At 73.4% G+C, this 24308-nt stretch carries 19 protein-coding genes; 13 read left to right on the top strand and 6 right to left on the bottom strand.

Annotation, left to right across the window (positions count from 1 at the left end):
• Positions 1–18 precede the first annotated feature (18 nt).
• Together OG689_RS37725 and OG689_RS37720 are read right to left on the bottom strand one after the other, a co-directional pair.
• Complete coding sequence (locus OG689_RS37725; protein ID WP_266326013.1) at positions 19–792, bottom strand: methyltransferase domain-containing protein; 774 nt, start codon at positions 790–792, stop codon at positions 19–21.
• A 173-nt stretch (positions 793–965) separates the two neighbouring features.
• Positions 966–2084 carry an alpha-hydroxy acid oxidase gene (locus OG689_RS37720; protein ID WP_266326011.1) on the bottom strand — a complete coding sequence of 373 codons (1119 nt, stop codon included), beginning with the start codon at positions 2082–2084 and terminating at the stop codon, positions 966–968.
• Positions 2085–2267: 183 nt separating this feature from the next.
• Here OG689_RS37720 and OG689_RS37715 point away from each other — a divergent pair, with 183 nt between their 5' ends.
• The 13 genes from OG689_RS37715 to OG689_RS37655 all read left to right on the top strand — a co-directional run bounded on the left by OG689_RS37715 (position 2268) and on the right by OG689_RS37655 (position 16752).
• Positions 2268–3689: an AMP-binding protein gene (locus OG689_RS37715; protein WP_266326009.1), complete on the top strand. Its 1422-nt coding sequence runs from the start codon at positions 2268–2270 to the stop codon at positions 3687–3689.
• 117 nt (positions 3690–3806) lie between these two features.
• On the top strand, positions 3807–4088 hold the full coding sequence (locus OG689_RS37710; protein WP_073926500.1) for an acyl carrier protein: 282 nt from the start codon (positions 3807–3809) through the stop codon (positions 4086–4088).
• A complete protein-coding gene (locus OG689_RS37705; RefSeq protein ID WP_266326006.1) occupies positions 4085–4399 on the top strand; it encodes an acyl carrier protein in 315 nt (104 codons plus the stop codon). The genes OG689_RS37710 and OG689_RS37705 overlap by 4 nt, the downstream gene beginning before the upstream one ends.
• Complete coding sequence (locus OG689_RS37700; RefSeq protein ID WP_266326004.1) at positions 4396–5571, top strand: beta-ketoacyl synthase N-terminal-like domain-containing protein; 1176 nt, start codon at positions 4396–4398, stop codon at positions 5569–5571. The genes OG689_RS37705 and OG689_RS37700 overlap by 4 nt, the downstream gene beginning before the upstream one ends.
• Complete coding sequence (locus tag OG689_RS37695; RefSeq protein WP_266326002.1) at positions 5568–6158, top strand: hypothetical protein; 591 nt, start codon at positions 5568–5570, stop codon at positions 6156–6158. The genes OG689_RS37700 and OG689_RS37695 overlap by 4 nt, the downstream gene beginning before the upstream one ends.
• A 197-nt stretch (positions 6159–6355) precedes the next feature.
• Complete coding sequence (locus OG689_RS37690) at positions 6356–7975, top strand: class I adenylate-forming enzyme family protein (RefSeq protein WP_266326000.1); 1620 nt, start codon at positions 6356–6358, stop codon at positions 7973–7975.
• Complete coding sequence (locus OG689_RS37685; RefSeq protein ID WP_266325998.1) at positions 7972–9279, top strand: beta-ketoacyl-[acyl-carrier-protein] synthase family protein; 1308 nt, start codon at positions 7972–7974, stop codon at positions 9277–9279. Before OG689_RS37690 ends, OG689_RS37685 begins: the two co-directional genes overlap by 4 nt.
• 37 nt (positions 9280–9316) lie before the next feature.
• Entirely contained in the window at positions 9317–10312 is a 996-nt protein-coding gene (gene hppD / locus OG689_RS37680; RefSeq protein WP_266325996.1) for a 4-hydroxyphenylpyruvate dioxygenase, read from the top strand.
• A 92-nt stretch (positions 10313–10404) separates the two neighbouring features.
• The gene (locus tag OG689_RS37675; protein ID WP_266325994.1) at positions 10405–11340 is read left to right on the top strand and encodes a phytanoyl-CoA dioxygenase family protein; all 936 of its coding nucleotides are present in this window, start codon (positions 10405–10407) and stop codon (positions 11338–11340) included.
• Positions 11337–12329 (top strand): thiamine pyrophosphate-dependent dehydrogenase E1 component subunit alpha, encoded by a 993-nt coding sequence (locus tag OG689_RS37670; protein ID WP_266325992.1) that lies wholly within the window; start codon positions 11337–11339, stop codon positions 12327–12329. Before OG689_RS37675 ends, OG689_RS37670 begins: the two co-directional genes overlap by 4 nt.
• Positions 12326–13300 carry a transketolase C-terminal domain-containing protein gene (locus OG689_RS37665; protein WP_266325990.1) on the top strand — a complete coding sequence of 325 codons (975 nt, stop codon included), beginning with the start codon at positions 12326–12328 and terminating at the stop codon, positions 13298–13300. The genes OG689_RS37670 and OG689_RS37665 overlap by 4 nt, the downstream gene beginning before the upstream one ends.
• A gap of 97 nt (positions 13301–13397) precedes the next feature.
• Positions 13398–14189, top strand: coding sequence for a DUF3050 domain-containing protein (locus tag OG689_RS37660; protein WP_266325988.1), 792 nt, complete (start codon positions 13398–13400; stop codon positions 14187–14189).
• Positions 14190–15201: 1012 nt separating this feature from the next.
• Entirely contained in the window at positions 15202–16752 is a 1551-nt protein-coding gene (locus OG689_RS37655; RefSeq protein ID WP_266325986.1) for a pectate lyase, read from the top strand.
• A 191-nt stretch (positions 16753–16943) separates the two neighbouring features.
• On the opposite strand, the gene OG689_RS37650 is transcribed toward OG689_RS37655, so the two are convergent.
• The 4 genes from OG689_RS37650 to OG689_RS37635 all read right to left on the bottom strand — a co-directional run bounded on the left by OG689_RS37650 (position 16944) and on the right by OG689_RS37635 (position 23935).
• Complete coding sequence (locus OG689_RS37650; protein WP_266325984.1) at positions 16944–18293, bottom strand: acyltransferase; 1350 nt, start codon at positions 18291–18293, stop codon at positions 16944–16946.
• A 268-nt stretch (positions 18294–18561) separates the two neighbouring features.
• Complete coding sequence (locus OG689_RS37645; protein ID WP_266325982.1) at positions 18562–20187, bottom strand: CehA/McbA family metallohydrolase; 1626 nt, start codon at positions 20185–20187, stop codon at positions 18562–18564.
• Between the two features lie 149 nt (positions 20188–20336).
• Positions 20337–23111 carry a molybdopterin-dependent oxidoreductase gene (locus OG689_RS37640; RefSeq protein WP_266325980.1) on the bottom strand — a complete coding sequence of 925 codons (2775 nt, stop codon included), beginning with the start codon at positions 23109–23111 and terminating at the stop codon, positions 20337–20339.
• Positions 23108–23935, bottom strand: a complete 828-nt coding sequence (locus OG689_RS37635) for an FAD binding domain-containing protein (RefSeq protein ID WP_266325979.1) — start codon at positions 23933–23935, stop codon at positions 23108–23110. Before OG689_RS37635 ends, OG689_RS37640 begins: the two co-directional genes overlap by 4 nt.
• Between the last annotated feature and the right edge of the window lie 373 nt (positions 23936–24308).

Here is a 24308-nt window from a genome sequence, read left to right as displayed (position 1 = left end):
CTGTGGGGCCCCGGGAGGTCAGCGGTCGGCCTCGACGTAGATCGTCTCGTCGGTGCGGAAGGCGGTGTCGAGGTCGGCGACGTCGGGGCGCACGCCTTGGCGGTAGGCGCACTCCCGGACCTGTCCGGCCTCGAAGCCGGCCCTGGTGAGCACGTGTCGCAGCTCGTCCAGGTCGTAGATCCACTGATGGCCGTAGTAGCGGAAGATCTGGTTGACCAGGAAGGCGGGCCGGGCCGGCATCGGCGGGCCGAAGCCCAGCATCCCGAGCCGCCGCCGGTGCCGGGCCAGGAAGCCGTCGTCGTCGGCGTAGCCGCGCAGGTAGCGGGCCAGGTCGGGGGTGGTGATCCGGAGGACGCCGCCGGGTCGCAGGACCCGCCGGGCCTCGCGCAGCCAGCCGACCGCCACCGGCATCGTGACGTGCTCGATCAGGTGCTCGGCGTAGACCCACTCGACGCTGCCGTCGGCAAAGGGCAGCGGCTCGGAGATGTCCAGCTGGGTGAAGACGCGGTCGTCGTCCACCCGGTACAGGATGCCGGGCTCGCTGGTCAGCTCGGGGCTGCCCAGGGCGGCGAGGTCGGTGCCGAGGCCGGCCGGGTGCGCCGTCCGGAAGGCGGCGAACTCGATGCCGGTGAGTCCGAGTTCGAGGAACTCCTCGCGGTCGCGCGGCAGCCCGGAGGCGATCGGTTCGAGCTTCCCGCAGTTGGCGACCTGTCCGCTGAAGTCGTCGAGGAGTACCGCGAGAGCGTCCGGATCGTCCCAGTCCCAGCCGGGAAAGGAGGCCTTTTTTGTCATGTCCGCTGCTCCGCCTTGTCTTTCTTTGGTGCGCCGATGACCGTTCATGTCAAACCGTCGAAAAGATTGTTCGCCGACATACCACCGTCCGATCTCCGGGCCGTCGGGCGGCGCCCGGCGGCGTGCTGGGAAGCGAACTGGTACAGCTCGATATCGGGCGCGCCGTGCGCGTCCTACCCGGCGAGGCCGCTGCCGACCCGCGCCCCCGGCCAGGGCGCCAGGGCGCCCGGATCCAGGTCGCGCAGCCCGGGGCGTCCCAGCAGGGCCATGGCGTCCTCGAGTTCGCTCCGCAGCAGGCCCAGCACCTGGTCGACCCCGGCCTCGCCGCCGGCGGCCAGCCCCCAGAGGACCGGACGGCCGACCAGCACGGCGCGGGCGCCGAGGGCCAGCGCCACGGCGACGTCCGTACCGGTGCGCACCCCGCCGTCGACCAGGGCCGGGATCCCCGGCGGCAGGGCGGCCACCACCTCCGGCAGGGCGGCCAGGCTCGGCAGGGCGCCGTCCAGTTGCCGCCCGCCGTGGTTGGAGACCACGACGGCCGCCACCCCGTGCTCGGCCGCCAGCCGGGCGTCCTCCGCGGTGAGGATCCCCTTCAGGACGAGCGGCAGGCTGCTGCGCTCCCGCAGCCAGGCCAGGTCCGACCAGCTCAGCGCCGGGTCGAACTGCTCCCTGGCGTGCGCCTCGATACCGGAGGCGCCGGCGGCGCTCCGGTGGCTGGCGGCCATCAGGCCGGGGTCCAGGTTGACGGCGCGGATGTCCGCAGGAACGGCGAAGCCGTTGCGGGCGTCCCGCAGCCGGCGGCCGACCCGGGGCGCGTCCACGGTCAGCACCAGAGCCCGGTAGCCGGCCTGCTCGGCGCGCTCGACCAGCGCGGCCAGCGCGTCGCGGCGGCGCAGCCAGTAGAGCTGCAGCCAGAGCGGGCCGGTGGCGGCGGCCGCGATCTCCTCCAGGGTGCGGCTGGCGAAGATCCCGGCGATCAGCAGCGCGCCGGCCCGGCCCGCCGCGCGCGCCGTCGCGGTCTCCCCCTCCTCGTCGACCAGCCGGTGGTAGGCCATCGGCGCGACACCGATCGGTACGTCCAGGGCCGATCCCAGCAGGTTGAGACGGGTGTCGCAGGCCGAGACGTCGACCAGCGTCCGGGGGCGCAGGGCGTGGCGGCCGAACTGGGCGAGGTTGGCTGCCAGGGTCCGTTCCGATCCGCTGCCGCCCTGGATGAAGTCCCAGACCTCGGCGGGCAGTCGGGCACGCGCTTCGCGCTCGACCTCCGCGAGTGTGAAGGGTCCCACGGGCATCCTCGGGCTTCCTCTCCCGGACGGCCGCACTCGGACCAGTCCCGGATCGGCAGCGTAGGAGGTCCAGACCTCATTGGTATAGACCTTGATTTGACGATTCGTCTGTGCGATTGTCTGGATTCGGAATTGACCGTACTGCTTGTGAACCGACGTCCATATCAACCTCCTCTGTGTGGAGTGGCGTTGACCGGCTTTCCCTCCTCTTCACATCCGCACGCCGAAGCCCCGCACGACTGGGTGGAGCACGTCCTCCTGGCCGGCCCCGGGGACGAGGAGTGCCTGCGCTTAGGCGCACCCGTCGACCGGCGGACCCTGCGCGGCCTCGTCGCCGAACAGGCCGCGGGGCTCACGGCCGCCGGCCTGGCCGCCGGTGGCACGGTGGCGCTCCGCCTGCCGCCCTCGCTCGGATTCGTCACCACCCTGCTGGCCGGCTGGCAGCTCGGCGCCCAAGTCGTACTGCTGGACCATCGCTTGACCGACCATGAGATCGGCCTCGCGGTCGAGCGGCTGCGGCCGCAGGTCCTGGTAGGTTCGCGGCACCGCCCGTCGGCGGCACTGCGGGGCTGGGCCGAGGCCGACCCGGTCGCCGAACCCGTGGCGGGCGGCCGGCCGGCCGGCACCGGCCACGCGCTGGTCCAGCTGAGCTCCGGCTCCACCGGTCCGTCCAAGGTGATCGCCCGGACCGCCGGTGACCTGATCCGCGAACTCGACTGCTACGCAAGCCTTCCCGACTTCCCCCGGGCGGGCGGGCGGGTGGTGCTGCTCTCCTCCGTGGTGCACGTCCTCGGACTCGTCGGCGGGCTGCTCAACAGCCTGCACGCACGGGTACCGCTGTGCCTCCCCGAACGGATGACGGCGGCCGGCATCCTGGCCGCCGTCGCCGCCGACGAGCGCCCGACCACCGTGATCGGCGTCCCGTTCCACGCCGAGCTGCTGGCCGCGGTCCCGGCGCCCCCGCCGCTCCCGCAGCTGCGCCGGATGATCGTGGCCGGCGAGCTGGTCCGGGCGGGGCTGCCCGCGGCCTTCACCGCGCGCTACGGCGTGCCGCTGGGCACGATGTACGGCATGACCGAGCTCGGGGTCATCGCCACCGACCTGACCGGCGCCCTGCATCCGCAGACGCAGCCGGTGCCCGGCGTCGAACTCCGCGAGGAGGCAGGCGAACTGCACATCCGGATGGCCGCCTCCCCGTACCCGGGGCTGCTGGATCCGGGCCACTGGTCCGACGGCTGGCTGCACACCAGGGACGCCGGTCTGCTGGACGCCGGCACCGGGCGGATCACCGTCCTCGGCCGGCGGGACTCGCAGGTGTCCATCGGCGGCCTCAAGGTGGACCTCACCGAGGTCGAGCAGACGCTGGCCGGGCTTCCCGAGGTGCGCGAGGCCGTGGTGGTCTTCGCCGAGGGAGCCGTCGAGGCGTACCTGGCCGCGGACGAGGCCACCGACGCGGACGCCGTCCGCGACGGCGTCACCCGCCTGCTCGCCCCCTACAAGCGGCCGCGGCGCCTCTCCTTCCTCGCGGCCCTCCCCCGGACCGCGACCGGGAAGCTCCTGCGGGACCCGGTGGCCCTCCGCGACGCCGCCGCGGCGCCGACCGCGCCCTGAACTCCCCCGCGCCCGACCCTTCTCCACGCCCTGCCCTCCCCGCTGTCTTCCCCTCCCCCGCTTTCCCGCCCCCCGACACCCGTGCGCCGGCGCACAGCACCCCCCAAGGAGCCCACCATGCAGGACCGGATCCGCGAGTTCGTCCTCGCGGCACTGACCGAGATGCAGTACGACGTGTCCGAGGTCACCGGTGACACCGACCTCGGCCCGGCCGGGCTGGACCTGGAGTCGCTCGCGCTGGCCGATCTGTCGGTGCAGGTCGAGGACGAGTTCGGGGTCAAGTTCGACCTGGACGAGATGGAGGGCACCGCACTGATGACCCTGGACGAGTTCACCGCCGACGTGGCCGCGCGGATCGCCGCCGCCGCGACCCCGGCCACCTCCGGCAGCCCCGCGTGACCCGGCTCGCGCCGCCGGACCGCACGGACGTCCTGGCCATGCTCGCCACCTTCGGCGAGCGGTCCCCCGGAGCCGTCCAGGATGCCCTCGGGTCGCTCGAACTGACGTGGCTGATAGCGGAGTTCGAGCAGCGCTTCGACATCGAGCTGGAGCTGTCGGACGAGCGGTTCGAGACGATCCGGACGGTGGACGACGCCACCGAGGTGCTGCGCGCGGCCGTCCTCGCCGCCGGCCCGGCCACCACCGAGGCGGCCGCCGACACCCGGCCCGCCGCCGACAGCACCCGGCCCGCCGGAGCCGCCCGGCCATGAGCGGCAACGTCCCGCCCGCCGCCAGGCCGGTGATCACCGGCCTCGGCGTGCTCAGCGCCTGCGGCTCCGGCCCCGGCCCGCTGGCCGCGGCGGTCAACCACGGCCGGACCGGCTTCGCCGAGGTGCGCCGCTTCGACGCCACCGGGCGCCGGACCCGCCGGGCCGCCCTGCTGCCCGACCCCTTACCGCTCGGCGACGCCGTGGCCGGTGTCATCGCCGACGCCTGCCGGCAGGCCGCCCTCGACGCCGTACCCGACGGCGGCTCGCGCAGCCCGGATGCCGAGCCCCCGGATGCCGGGACCGCCGCCGCCGGCACCCCGATGCCGCTGCTGCTGGCCCTGCACAGTGACCTCCGCACCCAAAAGGTCGCCGCGCGGGTCGCGGAAGCGGTGGCGGGACGCTGGGGCGTCCCGGGCGTCACCAGGGTGTACACCGGCGCCTGCGTGGCGGCCGGCACCGCCGTGGCGGACGCCGCCGCCCTGATCGCCTCCGGCCGGCACACCCGCCTCCTGGTGGCGGCCGGACACCTGGTGGAGCCCGGGGTCTTCGCGGCCTTCGACGCCGGACGGGCGCTGGCCCGCGACGGCGAGCTGCGGCCGTTCAGCGCCGGGCGCACCGGCACCCTGCTGGGGGACGCCGCGGTTGCCGTCGTCGTCGAGGCGGAGTCGGCCGCCGAACGGCGCGGGGCACCCGTGCTGGCCCGGCTGGCCGGCTGGGGCAGGTCCGGGGACGCGTACCACGTCTGCCGTCCCGTCCCGGACGGCGAAGGACTGGCCCGGGCCGTCGGTTCCGCGCTCGCCCGGGCCGGCGTCGACCCGACGGAGGTCGGGTACGTCAACGCCAACGGCACCGGCTCCCCGCTCGCCGACCGGGCCGAGGCCCTCGCCCTGCGCCGGGTGTTCGGCCGGCATCTGGAGCAACTCCCGGTCAGCTCCAGCAAGTCCGTGCACGGACATGCCCTGGAGGCATCCGCCCTGCTCGAACTCGCCGTCACGGTGAGGGCGTTGCGCGACGGTCTGCTGCCGGTGAACGCCGGCTGGCTCGGCCCCGACCCGGATCTCGGCCTGGACCTCGTGCTGGACGGCCCGCGCGAGAGCGCCACCCGGTACGCGCTCAGCCTCAACTCCGCCTTCGGCGGCGCCAACACGGCACTCCTGGTGGCCGCCGGGTGAGCGGGCTGCGCATCCTCGCCGAGGGCCGCTGGCCGGGCCCGGAGGCCCTGGACGGCTGCGGCCCGGCGGCCCCCGCGGCGCTGCCGCCGCTCCCGGGGTTCACCGCCTCCAGCTTCAACCCCCTGGTCGCCGAGACCGCCGAGCGCTGCCTGCGGGCCCACTACGGGCCGGCCGACGCCCCCGACCGGGCCCCGAGCCGGACGGCGCTGCTGCTGGCGAGCGGCAGCGGCGACCGCGCCACCGCCCGGGCGATCGACGCCGCCGCGGCCTCCGGGCGACGGGTTCCACCGCTGCTGTTCTTCCAGTCCAACCCCAACGCCGTGCTCGGACTGGTCGCCGCCCGCTGGCAGCTGACCGGCCCGGTGGTGGCCGTCAGCCCGCTCGGGACCGTCCCGGGCGAAGTCCCGCCGGACGCCCTCGAACTGGCGGCGCTGCTCCTCGCGGACGGCGACGCCGACCAGGTCCTCGTCATCGCCGCCGAGCAGACCGAGCCGGCCGACCAGCCCGAGCAGCCCGGGGAAGGCGAAGCGTCCGGGCCGACCCGCCCCGGCGACACGGCCGTCGCCCTACTGGTCACCCTCGCCTGACCCGCACCGCCGCCGAAGCCCCGCCCCGGCCCCACCGCCGCCCCGAGCCCCGCCACCCCGGAAACCCCGCCCGCGCACCCCCGCCGGCACCGCAGCCACCCCGAACCGAGCCGCACACCCCGTCACCCGCCCCGAGCGGCTCCCGCACGCCGCCTCTCGCACCAACATGGCCCCCGCCATGGGAGGGATCCATCACCATGAGCATCCGCAGCATCCGCAGCCTCCTGGCGGACGATCCGCAGGTCGGCGCCGGCAACGTGCTGACCAGCAGGATCGCCCTGGGCGTGGGCCTGGACGAGCCACTGCTGACCTTCGACACCCCGGTGGACGAGCACGCCGCCTGGCAGCCCTTCACCCTGCGCGAGCTGGACCGCGCCGTCCGCGCCCGGGCCGCCGCGCTGCACACCCTCGGCGTCGTCCCGCGCGACCCGGTGGTGGTCTGGGCGAGCGACGCCGCCGACCATGTGCTGTCCTTCCTGGCCCTGGCCCGGCTGGGCGCGATCCCCGCCCTGCTCAACCCCAACCTGGACGGCGAGCGGGCCGCCCGCTACATCAGCCGGCTCGGCGCCACCGGCATCCTCGCCGACGCCGAGCACCTGGCGGCGCTCGCCGGGCACGAAACCGGCACCCCGGCGCTGCCGGAGATCGCCACGCTGGGCGCCGGCGACCCGGACGCCGCCCCCGAGCCGTACCGCCACTGGTCGGGGGACCCGGTCGCGATCACCCACTCCTCGGGCACCACCGGCCTGCCGAAGGCGGTCGTGCACTCGCACGCGAGCCTGTACGCGGCCATCCGCCACCGCCTCTCGCTGCCCCGCCCGCAGGGCTCCGACCGAATGCTCAGCGCGCTGCCCGCGCCGCACGCCGCCACCCTGATCGCGGTGAACCTCGCGCTGAGCACCCAGGCCGAGATCGCCCTGCTGTCCCGGCAGGCCGGCGCGGGCGTGCTCGACGCCATCGAGAGCTGGCAGCCGCGCGGCGTCATCGGCTTCGCCGCCACCTGGTCCGAGTTGGCCCACCACGACCTCGCCGAACGCGAGCTCGACTCCGTCGCCCTGTGGTGGAACACGGGGGACTGCGCCCACGAGGTGCACATCAGGCGGCTGATCGCGACCGGTTCGCGGGAGACCGTCACCCGGGCCGGCCGCGGCCGCGCACCCGGCTCGCTGTTCGTGGACGGGCTGGGCTCGACCGAGATGGGCCACTCGCACTTCTTCATCACCCACGGCCCCGGCACCGAGCGCTACGGCCGCTGCGTCGGGCGCCCGCACGCCTTCGTGGACTGCGCCGTACTCGGCCCCGAGGGCGAGCCCCTCGGCCCGGGCGAGGTCGGCGAGTTGGGCACCAGCTCACCCACCCTGGCGCTCGGCTACTGGAACGACTCGGCGACCACCTTCCGGACCCGGGTCCGCGGCTACTTCCTCACCGGCGACCTGATGTACCGGGACGAGGAGGGCTACTGGTACCACGTGGACCGGGCCGTCGACTCGGTCGAACTCGGTGACGGGAAGCGGCTGTTCACCTCGATGTCGGAGGAGCGGGTGCTGGCCGCCTGCCCCGAGGTGCTGGACTGCACGGTGGTCGCCGTCAAGGACGGCGAGCGGGTGGTCACCGACGTCCTCCTGCAGCTCGCCGCCGGCGCCGACCCCGCGACCGACCGCACCAAGGAGGTGACGGCCGCGCTCGACGAGCACAGCGCCGCCACGGTCCGCCAGGTCCTGGTGGTCGACGGCGACCGGATCCCGCTCGGGCCGACCGGCAAGGTCCGCAAGGTGCTGCTCCGCCAGCAGTACCTGGACTCGGTGGCCGCCCGGTGACCGCCGGACCCGGGACGCCCGCACCCGGGCGGGCCGCCCCCGCCCCCGCGCAGGCCCGGCCCGGCGCCGTGATCACCGGTATCGGCCTGGTCACTCCGGTCGGCCGGGGGCCCGCCGAGGTCTTCGAGGCGCTGGCCGCCGGCCGCTCCGGCCTGCGGGCCGTGCCGGAGGGCCACCCGGCGCACGGCTGGCTGGAGGCGGCGGGGATCGCCCCCGCGATCGCCGGCCGCGAGGTGCTGCCGCCGACCGAGACCCGCTGCGTGGACCGCTTCGTGCTGCTGGCCCTCGCCGCGGCCGACGACGCCCTGGCCGACGCGGGCCTGGTGGTCGGGCGCGACGCCGACCCGCGCCGGGTCGCGGTGGTGCTGGCGACCGGCGGTGGCGGCCTGGAGACCTTCGAGCAGCAGTCGCACCGGCGGCTGGACCGCGGCCGGCCGGGCGTCAGCCCGTACCTGCTGCCCGGCATGCTGTCCAACATGGCGGCCGCCCGGATCGCCATCAAGCACGGGGTACGGGGCTACAGTTCGGCGGTCGTGACGGCCTGTGCGGCCGGCGCCCAGGCCGTCGCGGAGGGCCTGCGGCTGATCCGCGCCGGGGACGCCGACGTGGTGGTGTGCGGCGGCAGCGAGTCCTCGCTGCACCCGACCATCGCGGCCGCCTTCACCAACGCCCGCGCTCTGGCCCACGGCTGGGAGGACCCGGAGGCCTCCAGCCGGCCCTTCGACGGGGGCCGCAACGGCTTCGTGCTCGGCGAGGGCAGCGCCGTCCTGGTGCTGGAGCGCACCGCCCACGCCGACGCCCGGGGCGCGGCCGGGTACGCGGACCTGATCGGCTGGGGCGCCTCCACCGACGCGCACCACCCGACCATGCCCCGCCCCGACGGCGAGGGCGCGGCCGACTCCATGCGCTCGGCACTGGCCAACGCGGGCCTGTCGCCCGCCGACATCGGCTACGTGAACGCCCACGGGACGGGCACCAAGCTGGGCGACCTCGCCGAATCGGCCGCCCTGCGGGCCGTCTTCGGCGACGACCAGCCCGCCGTCAGCTCCACCAAGGGGTCGACCGGCCATCTGCTCGGCGCCGCCGGCGCCGTCGAGGCGGCGGTCACCGCGCTGGCCGTGGCCCGGGGCCTGCTGCCGCCGACGGCGAACCTGGAGAACCCCGACCCCGGCTGCGACCTCGACCATGTGCGCGGCCGGGCCCGGGCCGTCCCGCTGCGCGCCGCCCTGAGCAACGCCTTCGCCTTCGGCGGCCACAACATCAGCCTGATCTTCGGCCCGCCGTCCACCTGCGCCGCGAAGTAGCGGTCCACCAGTCAGACCATCAGTCCGGGGAGATCCGTTGTCCATCCAGGCCATCACCCACGTCGAGTACCACTGCGCGGACGCCGCGCAGTCCGCGGCCGACCTCGGCGCGGGCTTCGGCTTCACGCCCGACACCCACCAGCCGGCCCCGCAGCCCGGCCTGCACACCGTCCACCTGCACCAGGGCGCGATCCGGCTGCGGCTCAGCTCGGCCAGCCACACCGACCACCCGATCGCACGGTTCGTGGACCGGCACGGGGACGGCGTCGCCGTGATCGCGCTCGGCTGCACCGACCCGCAGGCCGCGCTGGAGCGCGCGGAGCGGCACGGCGCGATCGTCCTGGACCGCGTGGGCGGACTGGTCGCCGGCTTCGGCGACGTCGCCCTGCGGTTCGTCGCCGACGCCCCGGCCGAACCCGAACCCGCCGCGCCCGAGCACCTGTTGGAGGCCCTCGACCACGTCGCGATCTGCGTCCCGGCCGGTGAGCTGGCCCCCGCCGTGCAGTTCTGCGAGGCCGCGCTTGGCTTCCACCGGATCTTCGGCGAGTACATCTCGGTCGGCGAGCAGGGGATGGACTCCAGCGTCGTGCAGAGCGGCTCCGGCGAGGTCACCTTCACCCTGATCGAGCCCGACACCACCCGTCGGCCGGGGCAGATCGACACCTTCCTGGAGGCGCACGACGGTGCCGGCGTCCAGCACCTGGCCTTCCGCACCCGGGACATCGCCGCCGCCGTCCGGACCGGCCGGGAGCGCGGCGTCGAGTTCCTCAGCACCCCCGCCGCCTATTACGACGGCCTGGCCGCACGCCTCGGCGGGACCGCGATCCCGGTCGCGACCCTGCGCGAGCTCGACGTCCTGGTGGACCAGGACCACGGCGGCCAGCTGTTCCAGATCTTCGTGCGCTCGGTGCACGCCCGGCGGACCTTCTTCCTGGAACTGATCGAGCGGCAGGGCGCCGGCACCTTCGGCACCGCCAATATCAGGGCCCTGTACGAGGCCGTCGAACGGCAGAACGCCACCGCCTCCGTCTGACCGCGCCCGTCCGGCCCCACCACAGGCACCACCGCCGGACGCCCACCCCGCACCCCCCGAGCACGCACCGACCGAACGAGGAGGCCCGGCCCATGACGAGCCCGCACGTGACGACGACCCCACACGCAACCTTCCGGCTCACCGACGCCGAGCGCGCCCTGCTGCCCACCCCCGAGGAGGTGGCCGGCTACCTGGAACAGGGCTGGTACCTCTCCCGCCGGCTGTTCTCCGACGAGGAGCTGGACACCCTCCAGGCCGCCACCGAGAAGTACTACGAGGGCCACCGCGACCGCACCCTGGCCGTCCGACCGCCGAACCTCGCCGCCTGGGAGCCCTCGCACGGGCCCGTCCAGCGCCACAACGACTACGTGCACCACGAGAGCGACGCGATCGGCGCGATTCTGCGCAAGCCGCTGCTCGGGGCCGTCGCCGCGCTGCTCGCCGAGGCCGAGGAGATCCGGATCTTCCAGGCCACCCTGATCTACAAGCCGCCGGTGCCCGAGGAGCCCAGCAACCAGGTGCCCTGGCACTTCGACCGGCACTACTGGCAGACCAGCACCTCCGAGCGGATGCTCACCGCCTTCATCCCCTTCCACGACTGCGGGGAGGCGAACGGCACCATCACCATGATCGACGGCAGCCACCGCTGGCGCGAACTCGACTCCGGCGAGGACTCCAGCCGGCACTTCGCCCAGCGCGACCGCTCCGAGCTGGAGGAACTGCTGGTCGAGAACGCCCGGTTCAACGGGCAGCAGGTGCGGAAGATCCCGATGCTGATCCCGCGCGGTCACGTCAGCTTCCACCACTGCCGCACCTACCACGGCAGCGGCCCCAACCTGGCCACCGACCCCCGCCGGGCCGTCTCGCTGCACCTCCAGGACGGCGCCAACGAGTACCGCGGGCACACCCGGCCGGACGGCAGTCCGGTGGTCTACAACCACGACGTGGTGGTCCGCCGCACCCCGGACGGGCGACCCGACTACGCCGACCCGGACATCTGCCCGGCGATCTGGCAGGGAACACTATGACGGATCGTCAATTCCTCCATCTGGCAAGCACAGAGAGCCGGTACCGGATGCTGCGGCTGATCCGCGGCTTCGAGCAGCTGGCGCTCGGCCTGGTGAAGTCCGGGGTCATCACCGGCGGCATCCACCCGTACATCGGGCAGGAGGCCGTCGCGGTCGGCGTCTGCGCCGCGCTGCGCCCGCAGGACCGGATCACCAGCACCCACCGGGGCCACGGCCACGTGCTGGCCAAGGGCGCCGACCCGGGCCGGCTGCTCGCCGAACTGTGCGGCCGGGTCGACGGGTTGAACCAGGGCCGGGGCGGGTCCATGCACGCCGCCGACCTCTCGCTGGGCATCCTCGGCGCCAACGGCATCGTCGGCGCCGGCGCGCCGATCGCGGTCGGCGCCGCCTGGGCCGCCCGCCAGGCCGGCGAGGACCGGGTCGTGGTCAGCTTCTTCGGCGACGGGGCGCTCAACCAGGGCGTCCTGCTGGAGTCCCTCAACCTGGCCGCCATGTGGCAGCTGCCCGTCCTGTTCGTCTGCGAGAACAACGGCTACGCCACCACCCTGCCCGCCGCGACCGCGGTGGCCGGCAGCGGCACCGGCCGGGCGGCCGCCTTCGGGATCCCGGCCGTCGAGGTGGACGGGATGGACACCGAGGCCGTCCGCGAGGCGACCGAACTGGCCGTACGCCGGGCCCGGGAGGGCGGGGGCCCGGCCTTCCTGGAGTGCCGGACCTACCGCTTCGAGGGGCACCACACCATGGAGCGCCGGATGAAGCTGCGCTACCGCTCCGCCGAGGAGATCGAGCACTGGCGCACCCGGGACCCGCTGGAGCGGGCGGGCGCCGCCCTGACCGACGGCCGGCGCACCGCGATCGACACCGCGGTGGACGCCGAGCTCGCCGAGGCCGAACGCTTCGCCCTCGCCTCGGACCACCCCGACCCCGCCGGGGCCTGCGACCACCTGTACGCCGACGGGCTGCGGCCCCGGGCGGGGGCGGTGGCATGAGCAAGCTCTCGTACACCAAGGCGCTGAACCGGGCGCTGGGCGACGCCCTCGCCGAGGACCCGGCGGTCTTCGTGCTCGGCGAGGACATCGGCGCCGGCCTGGCCGGGCCGACCCTCGGCCTGCTGGAGCGCTTCGGGCCCGGCCGGGTGGTGGACACCCCGCTGTCCGAACAGGCCTTCACCGGTATGGCGGTCGGCGCCGCCCTGGCCGGGCGGCGGCCGGTGATCGAGTTCCAGATCCCGGCGCTGCTCTTCCTGGTCTTCGAGCAACTGGTCAACCAGGCGCACAAGTTCTCCCTGATGACGGGCGGCCAGACCGGCGTGCCGCTGACCTGCCTGGTGCCCGGCTCCGGCTCCCGGGACGGCTGGGCAGGCCAGCACTCGGACCACCCGTACAGCCTGTTCGCGCACGCCGGGGTGAAGACCGTCGTCCCGGCCACCCCGACCGACGCCTACGGCCTGCTGCTGTCGGCGGTCCGGGACCCGGACCCGGTGGTGGTCTTCGCGCCGGCCGCCGTCCTCGGCGTCCGCGAGAACGTCACCTGGGAGCTGGCGCCCGTCCCGCTGGGATCGGCCCGGGTGCACCGGGCGGGCACCGACGTCACGGTCGTCGCCGTGGGCCATCTGGTGCACGACGCGCTCGCGGTGGCCGAGGAGCTCGCCGGAGAGATCTCGGTCGAAGTCCTCGACCCGCGCACCCTGCACCCCTTCGACTGGGCGGCGCTCGCCGCCTCCCTGGAGCGCACCGGCCGGCTGGTGGTGATCGACGACTCCAACCGCAGCTGCGGAATCGGCGCCGAGATCCTGGCCACCGCAGCGGAGGAGATGCGCCTGATCGCCCCGCCGCGCCGGATCACCCGGCCGGACGGAGCCGTACTGCCCTTCGCCCGGGACCTGGACCGGGCCCTCCAGCCCGGACGCGAGCAACTGCGGCACACCGTCAGATCAGTTGTGAAGAATCCGTGGCGCTGACTCACCGGTCCCGCCAGAATCGGCGCTCCGCACCGCACCGGACACACCCCCCACGCCCGCCTGCACCGAAGCCGGGCCTGCCCCGAGGAGCCCTCAGATGTCCAACAACCGCTACCACTGGGACCGTTCGCACCCCGGCCTGTCCGGCCTTCAGCAGGCCATCGAGCCGCTGCGCCGCGAGGTGGTCGAGCACACCGTCTACGGCGGGCTCGACAGCCTCGACCGCGTCCGGGTCTTCCTGGACCGGCACGTCTTCGCCGTCTGGGACTTCATGTCGCTGCTGAAGAGCCTGCAGCGCGAACTGACCAGCGTGGACGTGCCGTGGGTCCCGTCCGGCCCGACCGCCAGCCGCCGCCTGATCAACGAGATCGTGCTCGTGGAGGAGAGCGACGAACTCGGCGAGGGCTTCATCAGCCACTTCGAGCTGTACGTCGACGGCATGCGGCAGGCGGGCGCCGACCCGACACCGGTCGAGGCCTTCCTGGAGCTGCTGCGCTCCGGCACCGCCGTGCCCGAGGCGCTGCATGCGGCCGGGGTGCCGCAGGCCGCCGTCGACTTCACCAGCACCACCTGGGAGATCATCGAGAACGCGCCGGTGCACTGCCGCGCCGCGGCCTTCGCCTTCGGCCGGGAGGACCTCATCCCGGACATGTTCGCCCAGGTCATCAAGATCGACGACGCGGACGGCGTCCTGACCACCTTCAAGGACTACCTGGCCCGCCACATCGAGGTGGACGGCGAACAGCACACGCCGATGGCCATGCAGATGCTGATCGACCTCTGCGGCGACGACACCGCCAAGTGGGAGGCCTGCGCCGAGACCGTGCGCACCGCGCTCCGGGCCCGGGTGCAGCTCTGGACGGCGATCGAGGCGGCCTTCACCGGCTGACCCGCCACCCCTTCGCCCAGCCCCGACGGGGCCGGTCGCCCACCCCGGGCTGCCGGCCCCGTCGGCCGTCCGCCGTGTCCGCCGTGTCCGCCGCGTCCGCAACTGTCTGACTACACGTCAGATCGACGCGGAGCAAGCGATCTTCGGGAGCCTCGACCACCACCGATGGCGCCCGTGCGGCTCGACACCTGCCTGCGCGGACTCCCCGGTACTCGTCCCGAAAGGCGGCCGGGCAGGCCTGGTCCCGCCGCACCCAGGACCGCAAGGCCCCTACCGGGCCATGTGTTTGATTGATCGTCACATCCTCCCAGCATCGCCACAAGAGCAGCAGAGTATCCATTTCTGTTCACATCCTCGAACATTGCTCGGCATCTTGAACTTTTCCAGTCGCAGGGCCAGTGGCGATCGAACCGTCAAATACGCCTTGAGCCGCAGGATTTACTGCTGGATAGCTCTTTTGCAGGAATAACATCCCTCAAATCCCACTTAGACCGTACAGCAAGGCCATCCAAGAGAAGACGGCACAAATTCCATATGTGACCGGAACCTTGTCAGTCCGTCAGACACGGACCTACGCTCGCGGACAGAAACGCTTCCCCTCGCAAGCCACGTTCCGGTTGGTGCGGCCGTCACGGCATCGACCGCGACTTCCGCATGGGCCGATGCCGGTGCGGGGCTTGGCGCAGGTGGTCGACCCGCTACGGAACGAAGGGTGCACGTCATGCCGAAGACGCGACGCACCGTCCGTTGCCGCTGCCGCGGCGGCGGCCGCGGCGCCGGCCGCGGTGACCGGCGGTGGTGACCGGCGGTGGTGACCTTCCGCGGTGGTCTTCGGCCTCGCGGGGCCGGGCTCCGGCGGAGACGCCGGCCCGGTGGCGTCGGGGAGCGCGCTCACAACGGGGACCAGTGCGGGCCCGCCCGGCGACGGGCCCGTGGTCCCGGCGGTCCGTCGGCAGGGCCGTCGCACGTACGCAGCACCACTCGGAGTCAGACAACGAATCTGGAGACGGATATGAGACGACCAGTCGCCCTGCGGCTCTGCGCGACGCTCGCCACGGCGGCCCTTGCGGCCACGACCGGTGTGCTGGTGGCGATGCCCTCGGCATCGGCCGCGGCGACCGGCAGCGCCACCGGCTACGCGTCCCAGAACGGTGGGACCACCGGCGGCGCGGGCGGACAGACCGTGCGCGCCACCACGGGGACCGCGATCCATGCGGCCCTGTGCGGCCGGGCCAGCGCCAGCACCCCGATCGTCATCGAGGTCGAGGGCACCATCAACCACGCCAACACCGACAAGGTGTCGGGCGCCTCCTGCAACACCGCCGCCGGGGTCATCGAGCTCAAGCAGATCAGCAACGTCACGCTCGTCGGCGTCGGCAGCGGCGCCGTCTTCGACCAACTGGGCATCCACATCCGGGAGTCCAGCAACATCATCATCCAGAACGTGACCGTCAAGAACGTCAAGAAGTCGGGCTCGCCGACCTCCAACGGTGGTGACGCCATCGGCATGGAGACGAACGTGCGCAACGTCTGGGTCGACCACGCCAGTCTGGAGGCGTCGGGCGGCGAATCGGCAGGGTTCGACGGGCTCTTCGACATGAAGGACAACACCCAGTACGTGACGTTGTCCTACAGCACCCTGCGCAACTCCGGCCGCGGTGGCCTCATCGGGTCCAGCGAGACCGAGCTCTCGAACAGCTTCATCACCTTCCACCACAACCTGTACGAGAACATCGACTCCCGCGCGCCCCTGCTCCGTGGCGGCACGGCGCACATCTACAACAACTACTACGTGAAGCTCAACGAGTCCGGGATCAACTCCCGGGCCGGGGCCCACGCCAAGGTGGACAACAACTACTTCAAGGACTCCAAGGACGTCCTGGGCACCTTCTACACCAGTGCGGCCGGATACTGGCAGGTCGCCGGCAACATCTTCGACAACGTGACCTGGTCCAGCCCCGGCACCGACAACAACCCCGCCGGGCCCGACGTGAAGTCCACCACCACCGTCAGCGTCCCCTACTCCTTCAGCCTCGATGCGGCCTCCTGCGTGCCGGACATCGTGGCCCAGACGGCCGGGGCCAACAAGGGACTGAAGGTGTCCAACGGGACCTGCACGCCGCAGACGCCGTCTCCGACCCCGACCACCCCCACCACCAGTCCCACCACCCCCACGTCCACCCCGACCCAGCCCGGCGGGACGAACCTCAGCATCGGCGCCGGTGCCGACGGCTCCAGCAAGGCCGCCGGGACGAGCTACGGCAACGTGAAGGACGGTAACCTGAGCACCTTCTGGTCGCCGGCCGGCTCCACCGGTTCCGTCTCGGTCAAGTGGTCCTCCCCCACCGCCGTGGCCGGCCTCAACATCCGGGAGGCGGCGGGCTCCGCGGGCAGCATCGGATCCTGGCGGGTCCTCAACGGTGACACCGGCGCCGTTCTGACCTCCGGCAGCGGTGCGGGCGCCATCACCGTCCCCCGCACCTCGCTGAGCAAGATCACCTTCGAGATCACCAGCTCGACCGGAACGCCGAAGGTCGCCGAGTTCGAGACCTACGCAGGGTAGCGGCGCGGTCCCGTAGCACGGGACCGGCCCCGTCGGGGATCTCGGAAGTCCCGGGCGGAGGGGCACGGTGACCGGGCAGGCACGGCCTGGGTCCTCAGGCCGTTCGCCTGGCACGAGGTCAGCCGGCGCCCCTCCGTCCTCCCGCGTTCCGGTGAGCATGTTCGTTACGGAACAACGATTCTGACGCCAACTCAGATGATCTTGGGAACGGATCCGGCCGCCGCCGGGAACACGTCGGCCGGATCGCGGAACCGGTGCAGCACGGCCCGGCCCTCCGCCCCGCGCAGGCGCCCGGCCAGCTTGGCGGGCAGCACGACGGTGAAGAGGTACCCGCTGCCCTCGAAACCCTCGACCATCCAGGACACCCAGGGCAGCGGGAGGTTGGCGGCCGGGCTGAAGAACACCGGGCGCCGCCCTCCGAACTCGACGTCGTACGCGCCGAACCGGCTCCAGTTGGAGAAGGTGAACCTGCGCCGCTCCGGATCGAACCCGAGCGGCACGCAATCGGCGAATCGCTCACGTCCGATCGACTCCAGGAACCGGAGGTTGGCCCGGAGGTTGAGGTGCTCGGCGGTGAAGTCCTCCACCGCCCCCCGGAGCGCCTCCGCGAGCGCGGCCGTACCCTCCTTCGGCGCCCAGGGCAGGTGGATCTCGCTGAGCAGGTTGCCCACCAGACCGGCGGACAGCCCCAGCGGACGCCGGACGTTGACCGGCACGGTCAGCCATCTGACCTCCGCGTCGGCATCCAACTCTCGCACGGAGGAGACGACATGGGCACAGAGAACGTCGCCGGAGGAGAGCCTCCGGCCGGCCTGGGCACTCAGCTCCTGGCGCATCCGGTCCACCTCGGCCTGGCCGAAGTACACCTGGACCGTCCGGTTGGCCCGCAGCGCGCCGGCCACCTCCCGCCCCAGCAGCGTGGCCTCCTCCGGGCCGGGCAGGCGGAATCCCGGGCGTCCGCAGTCCCCGGCCGGAAGCACCTCGTCGAGGAAGGCGTCCTGGTCCTGGACGAGTTCGGCCGGCGGCGGTTCTACCCCCTCCACGGCGGCGGACCAGGTCCGCATCAGCAGCATGAAGGTCTGCACGTCGCCGACCGCGTGGTGCCAGGAGCAGCCCAGCGCGGTGCCGCCGTCCGCGAGGCGGCTGACCCGGACGGTGAACAGCGGCAGGCCGCCCGCCCGGGCGGCGGAGGCCTCCACCGGGTCGACCAGCCGCGCGGTGGGCAAGGTGACCCGGCCCATCGCCTCGGCGAGGGTCTCGTCCAGGTCGTAACTGTCCACCGGCACACCGGAGTCGTCGCAGACGATCTCCAGCCGGCCGTCCACCGTGCGCAGCCGGCCGGCGAAGACCGGCAGCCGCTCCAGGGCGCGGGCCAGCCCGGCGGTGAGGCGTTCCTCGTCCAAGGTCTGCTCGAAGAAGTACACGACCGAGACCGAGAGGTCGGCCAGCATGGTGTCGACCAGCCCGCAGCGCACCACCGTGCCCGGGGCCTGCCCGGCACGGACGGTACGGGACTCACGCAGCTGCGGCCAGGCGCTCATGGTGTCGTGCTCCGTTCCGGGGCATGGGTGCCCGACGGCGGCCGGGCCCGGGGCGCGCCAACGACCTTGTGGTGCCGGGGAGACGGCCGCTGGACGGCCCGCCGGGCGGGTGGATTCCGATCACCTCGAACGATAGGGCAGCGGTCACCCGCAGGGCCAGTGGTCTAGGCCATTTCTCTTCAACTGCTGCCGCTCCGCGACGGGGTGACCGTCGCCCGGCCGGCCGCCGGACACCCCGGCACGCGGGACGCACGAGGCCGCCGGCGGCTCACCGGTCCTTCGGCCCCGTCCCGAGGAAGACCGGGTTGGTGAGTGCCGCCATCGGGCCCCAGGGCAGCTCCGGGCCCATGCTGTTACCCCACCCGGGCGTGCCGTCGGCCCTGGGGTGGCGGACCTCCGCGCGGACGTACCCGGCCAGCGAGGCCGTGGTGCGCCAGACCACCGTGCCCGCGCCGTCGGCCGCCAGTGACTCCTGGTGCATCTGCCCCTCGTCGCTGAGGAACCGCACCGTCCCGCCGGGCACCCCCGACACCGTGAGCCGGACATCCACCGGCGCGTCCGCCGGCACCGCCAGCCGCTCGCCGACGCCCGCTTGCCAGCCGGCTCCGGTCGCGGTGAACTCCAGCCGGACGGCGGCGGATTCGGCGATCCAGCTGCGGCCGGCCCGGATCCCGTCGAGCACGTCGTCCCGGGTCAGGTCCGCCGCCAGCACCACGTTGTGCGGGGAGCCGACGACCTGCGGCGCGCTGTGCGCGTCGCTGTTGCCGACGGCCGGCAGCCACGGCCGGCCCTGCCGCAGGGCCGCGGCCAGTGCGGCGTCCCAGCTGTCGACGGCCGACTCGTCGTCGTAGGTCCACGGGCCGTTCCAGACCTCGACGGCGTCCGCGTCCTGGTAGCCGAACTTCCACTGGCAGCCGACGTACGGGCAGTAGGGGTGCGCCGGCACCACCAGGCCGCCGTCCCGGCGGACCTGCCGGGCGAGCCGCGGGAACGCCTCGTCGCGGGCCCGGTAGCGCCAGTCCACGAAGCGTCCGGCCGGCAGGCCCAGCGCCAGCCAGTGCCCGTTGCGGGTGGTGACCTCCTCACCGGTGATCACCAGCAGGTCCGGACCGGCCAGCGGCCCCCAGCTGCCGTGCGCGGAAGGCGTGTTGTGGTCGGTCGAGACGATGAAGTCCAGCCCGGCCTCCCGGGCCGCGGCCGCCACCTCCGCCAGCAGCCGCCGTCCGTCGGAGTGCACCGTGTGCAGGTGGCAGTCCCCCCGGTACCAGGCACGGCCGCGGCCACGGGCCCGCTCCGGCGGGTAGGCGGGCTTGAACTCCGGGCCCGGCTCGCCGAATCGCAGCGTCACCTCGACCCGGTACTCCAGTCCCTGCGGCGCCACCTGGTACGGACCGAGCGTGATGTGCCAGCGCCCCGGCCGCACCGGGCCCGGCAGGTAGCCCGGGGTGGCCTCGGTACGGCTGATCGCGAAGGACGTCCGGAACCCGCCGGACCAGCCCCGGAACCCCTTGCCGCCGAGCTCGGTGCCGCGCTCGTCGAAGATCCCGATGTCGCAGGAGTTCCCCGGCGTCCCCGCCGGGACGGGCGGCCGGTCGTAGGAGTACGAGACGGCGATCTCCCGCACCCCGGCCGCCACGTCGATCGGCAGGTACACGAAGTCCGGTGCACCGGTCTCCAGACGGCCGCTCAGCACGATGGTCGACTCGCCACCGGGCGGCCCCCCGCCACCTTGCGGGGCGCCGCCCGGCTCCGCCGCGGCCCCGCCGGCGGTCACCCCCGTCGCCAGGGTCATCGCACCGGCCAGCGCGCCCGCCCGGAGCAGGCCCCGGCGGTCGATCGCCGGCCCGTCCCCGGATCCCTCGCCGGCTTCGTCCCGTACCCGGTCGTTCGTCATGGCGGCCCTCCCGGTCGTCCCGCCCTCTCCCTACCCCGGCCGGTGAACCCCGGATGAGGCGCGGACGGCGGGTGTCGGTCGATCGGACGACCAAGGGCCCCCGCCCGGGACATCACGAGAAGTCGGGCGGCCCGGGCGGAGGGCCGGGGTCAGCCCATCGCCGCCCGGCGGCCCGTCCGAGCCTCCTCCAGGGCCAGCCAGACCTTGTCCCGCAGGAACGGCGCCTCGGTGAAGCGGATGCCGGTGGCGTCCCGCAGCGCGTTGGCGAAGGCCGGCGGGACGGGGTTGAACGGGCTCTCGCTCATGGACTTGGCGCCCAGCGGGCCGATGGCGTCGGACGTCTCGCTGAAGTGCACCTCGGTGCGCGGCACGTCGGCGAAGGCCGGCAGGCGGTAGCGGCGGAAGGCGGCGGTGGTGACCTGGCCGGCGTCGTCGACGAGGACCTGTTCGAAGAGGGTCGCGCCGAGCGCCTGCGCGACGCCGCCCTCGACCTGGCCGCGGCACTGCATCGGGTTCATCACCCTGCCCGCGTCGGCCCCGTGCACACTGCGCAGGATCCGGATCTCCCCGGTGTCCGGGTCGACCGCGATCCGGAACCACTGGGAGTTGAACGCGATCGACCTGGGCGAGCCGCCGAAGTACCCGTCCGCCTTCAGCTCGACGCCCTTGGCGCGGGCGGCCTCGAAGATCTCCTTCAGCGACAGCAGCCGCCCCTCGCACTCCACCGAGTCGGCGGTGAGCCGCAGCAGGCTGCGCGGGGTGCGGGCGTACTCGCTCGCGAAGGAGAGGATTTGCTCGGCGAGGGCGTTGGCGGCCTTCATCACCGCCTTGCCCGCGACCACCGTGCCGGCCGAGCCGAACGCGCCGGTGTCGTGCTTGACCACGTCGGTGTCGGACTGCCGGACGGCGATCCGGTCGACGGTGGTGCCGAGCGCCCCCGCGGTGATCTGCTTGTGCACGGTGGTGGTGCCGTTGCCGAACTCCGCGGTGCCGACCGCGATGTCGTAGGTGCCGTCCTCCAGCAGTTGCACCGTGGCATCCGCGATGTGGCCGCCGGGCGGGCCGCAGGCGATCGCCGACATGGCGAAGCCCTGACCCACCAGCCAGCCCTCGGGGGCGAGTTCGGCGCTGGTGTCGTCGGCGAGCGCGTCCCGGACGACCTTGAGGCACTGGTCGAGGCCGTAGCTCGCGATGTGCAGGTCCTCCTCCTCGCCGAGCGGGCCCTCCATGTGCTCGCCGGGGCCGATGACGTTCTTCTCGCGCAGCACCAGCGGGTCGATCCCCAGCCGCCGGGCGAGTTCGTCCATCGCCGACTCCACGGCGAAGGTGACCTGACCGAGGCCGTAGCCGCGGAAGGCGCCGGCGGGCACCCCGTTGGTGTACACGGAGTACGCGTTGACCTTCTTGTTGGGCGCCCGGTACACGCCCATCGACTCGCCGACGCTGTGGAACATCACCGCGGGGCCGTGGTTGCCGTACGCCCCGGTGTTGGAGACCACCCGGAACTGGATGGCCGTCAGGATGCCGTCGCTCTTCGCGCCGAGCTTCACCGTGACCTTGAACGGGTGCCGGGTGGTGGCGCCGTAGAACTGCTCGGGGCGGGTGAACTCCAGCTTGACCGGGCGGTGCAGCTTCATCGCCGCCAGCACCGCGATGTCCTCGGTGAGCATCTCCTGCTTGCCGCCGAACCCACCGCCCACCCGGCCCGCGATCACCCGGACCTGCTCCATCGGCAGGTCGTACAGGTCGCAGAGGGCGCGCCGGGTCAGGAACGGCACCTGGGTGCTGGAGCGGACCACGATCCGCTCCTGCCCCGGCTCGCCGCCGTCCTCGCCGGAGGTCTCCTCGAAGTACACCACGCACCCGTGCGTCTCCAGGCTGGCGTGCTGCACCCGCCGGGTCCGGTAGGTCTCCTCGTAGACCACGTCGGCCTCCGCGAAGCCCTGCTCGACGCTGCCCATCTCCCCGTGCACCTCGCCGCAGACGTTGTCCTGCGCGCGGAAGATGCGGGACTCGGGGCCCTTCGGGTGGATCACCGGCGCGCCCGGCAGCATCGCCTCCTCCGGGTCGATGACGAACGGGAGCTCCTCGTAGTCGACGACGATCCGGCGGCAGCCCTCCTCGGCGGCGCCCTCGGTGTCGGCGACCACGGCCGCGACCCGCTGGCCCGCGAACCGGACCACGTCGTCCAGCACGCGGGTGTCGTCCGGGTCCTCGGTGGGGTGCTCGTGGCGGGCGGAGGAGTAGAGCTTCGCCGGCGCGTCGTGGTGGGTGAGGACGGCGTGCACGCCGGGCACCCGCAGCGCGGCCGTGGTGTCGATCGAGCGGATCCGGGCGTGCGGATGCGGGGAGCGCAGCAGCTTCATGTGCAGCAGGCCCTCGACCTCGACGTCGAAGGTGTAGCGCGCGGTACCGGTGACCACCTGCGGGCCAGCCGGCGCGCCGAGGCTACGGCCGACCGCCTGGCCGGCGCGCGGCTCCTCGGCGTGCTTGACGCCCCGGATCGAGTCCTCGATCGCCCGGTAGCCGGTGCAGCGGCACAGGTTGCCCTTGAGCGAGCGGGGCAGGTCCGTGAGCTGTTCCTCGTCCAGGGCGGAGGTGGTCATCAGGAAGCCGGCCGTGCAGAAGCCGCACTGGAACCCCTGGGCGTCGAGGAACCGCTGCTGCATCGGGTGCAGCTCGCCGCCTTCCCTGGCCAGGCCCTCGACGGTGGTCACCGCGCGGCCCTCGGCGCGGACCGCGGGGAAGATGCAGCTGTGCACGGGCCGACCGTCGACCTGCACGGTGCAGGCGCCGCAGTCGCCGGCGTCGCACCCCTTCTTCACGCCGAACCAGCAGCGGTCGCGCAGATAGGTGCGCAGGCACTGGCCCGGGCGCGGTTCTTCCTCGAACGGCTGGTTGTTGACACGGATCGAGAAGCTCATCGTCCGGTCTCGCACTCGATCAGTTCGCGGCGGATCTCCTCGGCGAACCGGAAGGTCATGTGCCGGCGCCAGGCGGGCAGCCCGTGGATGTCGTCGAAGTACTCGTCGGGGCGGATCGCGTACTCGACGGCCTCGCGCACCGCCTCGGCGTTGGGTGCCAGGGGGAACCGCAGCCGGACCGGCCGCTCGCTGGAGGCGGTGACGGTGAGCGTGAAGGTGCCGTCCACCTGGTCGAGGGTGCCGATCAGCAGCGCGGCCGAGCGGCCCAGTCCGTACAGCGAGGCCTGCCGGAAAGCCGTCCGGCAGGACAGCGCCCGGGCGGGGAGGGTGACCGAGCGCAGCAGTTCGCCGGGTTCCAGCACATTGCGCCCGGCGCCCACGACGAAGTCGGCGACCGGCACCTGGCGCAGCGCCCCGGTCTGGGCGCGCAGCAGGGCGACGCCGTCCAGGCCGGCGGCCAGCGAGATCATCGGGCCGGCGGGCAGCGAGTTGCACAGGTTCCCGCCGAAGGTGGCCATGTTCCAGATCTTCCAGGAGGCCAGGAAGGCCCGGCAGCACTGCTCGAACAGCGGCCGCGCCGTCCACGGCGCGTTCCGGGCGTACCGCGACAGCTGAGCGATGGTGCAGGTCGCGGCGATCTCCAGATCGCCCTCGGGGGTGATCTGCAGCGGTTCCCAGCCGGTGCGGCTGAGGTCGATCAGCCGGCGCAGGTGCGGCTGCGGCTCGGAGAACAGGTAGGTGCCGCCGCCCAGCCAGGCGTCACCAGGGCGCCACACACCGCCGTTGCGGGCGTCGCGCACCTCCAGCACCGTGTTCAGATCCACGTTGTCCCACCGTCCTCAGCAGCTTCGATCGCAGCCCGTTACGGCGATTGAAGCAACGCCCGACGGCCGGGACGAGTGGTGTCGAGCACCAGTGATCCACCGCCCGGCTGGAGGATCGACCAGCGAGGTCCGCTTTCCCAAGGCCTCGCATCTGCCATCCCTCTTCTCGAACTGGCCTTGCTTGTGCGAGGCGTTCGACGCGGATGGCTTGGCGCACGGCAGCGGGCGGGACGACCCGGGCAGTTACGGGTACGGGCGCGGACACGTACGGGCCCGGACGGCACGCACGGCAAGGACGGGTGCGGACGGCACGGACGGCACGGGCTCACCCCGGGGCGCACGGAACCGGTACAGCTCGGACGGCGGAGCGACG

The organism is Kitasatospora sp. NBC_00240 (assembly GCF_026342405.1).
Lineage (GTDB): Bacteria > Actinomycetota > Actinomycetes > Streptomycetales > Streptomycetaceae > Kitasatospora.
The sequence above is the reverse complement of the archived record's forward strand: the minus strand, read 5'-3'. Positions and strand labels throughout refer to the sequence as shown.

What these genes read in the sequence shown, in the direction of transcription:
- OG689_RS37675 (WP_266325994.1), top strand. Translation starts at nt 10,405, where the DNA reads ATGACGAGCCCGCACGTGACGACGACCCCACACGCAACCTTCCGGCTC.
- OG689_RS37645 (WP_266325982.1), bottom strand. Translation starts at nt 20,187, where the DNA reads ATGACGAACGACCGGGTACGGGACGAAGCCGGCGAGGGATCCGGGGAC.
- OG689_RS37725 (WP_266326013.1), bottom strand. Translation starts at nt 792, where the DNA reads ATGACAAAAAAGGCCTCCTTTCCCGGCTGGGACTGGGACGATCCGGAC.
- OG689_RS37665 (WP_266325990.1), top strand. Translation starts at nt 12,326, where the DNA reads ATGAGCAAGCTCTCGTACACCAAGGCGCTGAACCGGGCGCTGGGCGAC.
- OG689_RS37720 (WP_266326011.1), bottom strand. Translation starts at nt 2,084, where the DNA reads ATGCCCGTGGGACCCTTCACACTCGCGGAGGTCGAGCGCGAAGCGCGT.
- OG689_RS37670 (WP_266325992.1), top strand. Translation starts at nt 11,337, where the DNA reads ATGACGGATCGTCAATTCCTCCATCTGGCAAGCACAGAGAGCCGGTAC.
- OG689_RS37700 (WP_266326004.1), top strand. Translation starts at nt 4,396, where the DNA reads ATGAGCGGCAACGTCCCGCCCGCCGCCAGGCCGGTGATCACCGGCCTC.
- OG689_RS37640 (WP_266325980.1), bottom strand. Translation starts at nt 23,111, where the DNA reads ATGAGCTTCTCGATCCGTGTCAACAACCAGCCGTTCGAGGAAGAACCG.
- OG689_RS37650 (WP_266325984.1), bottom strand. Translation starts at nt 18,293, where the DNA reads ATGAGCGCCTGGCCGCAGCTGCGTGAGTCCCGTACCGTCCGTGCCGGG.
- OG689_RS37690 (WP_266326000.1), top strand. Translation starts at nt 6,356, where the DNA reads ATGAGCATCCGCAGCATCCGCAGCCTCCTGGCGGACGATCCGCAGGTC.
- OG689_RS37660 (WP_266325988.1), top strand. Translation starts at nt 13,398, where the DNA reads ATGTCCAACAACCGCTACCACTGGGACCGTTCGCACCCCGGCCTGTCC.
- OG689_RS37655 (WP_266325986.1), top strand. Translation starts at nt 15,202, where the DNA reads ATGAGACGACCAGTCGCCCTGCGGCTCTGCGCGACGCTCGCCACGGCG.
- OG689_RS37710 (WP_073926500.1), top strand. Translation starts at nt 3,807, where the DNA reads ATGCAGGACCGGATCCGCGAGTTCGTCCTCGCGGCACTGACCGAGATG.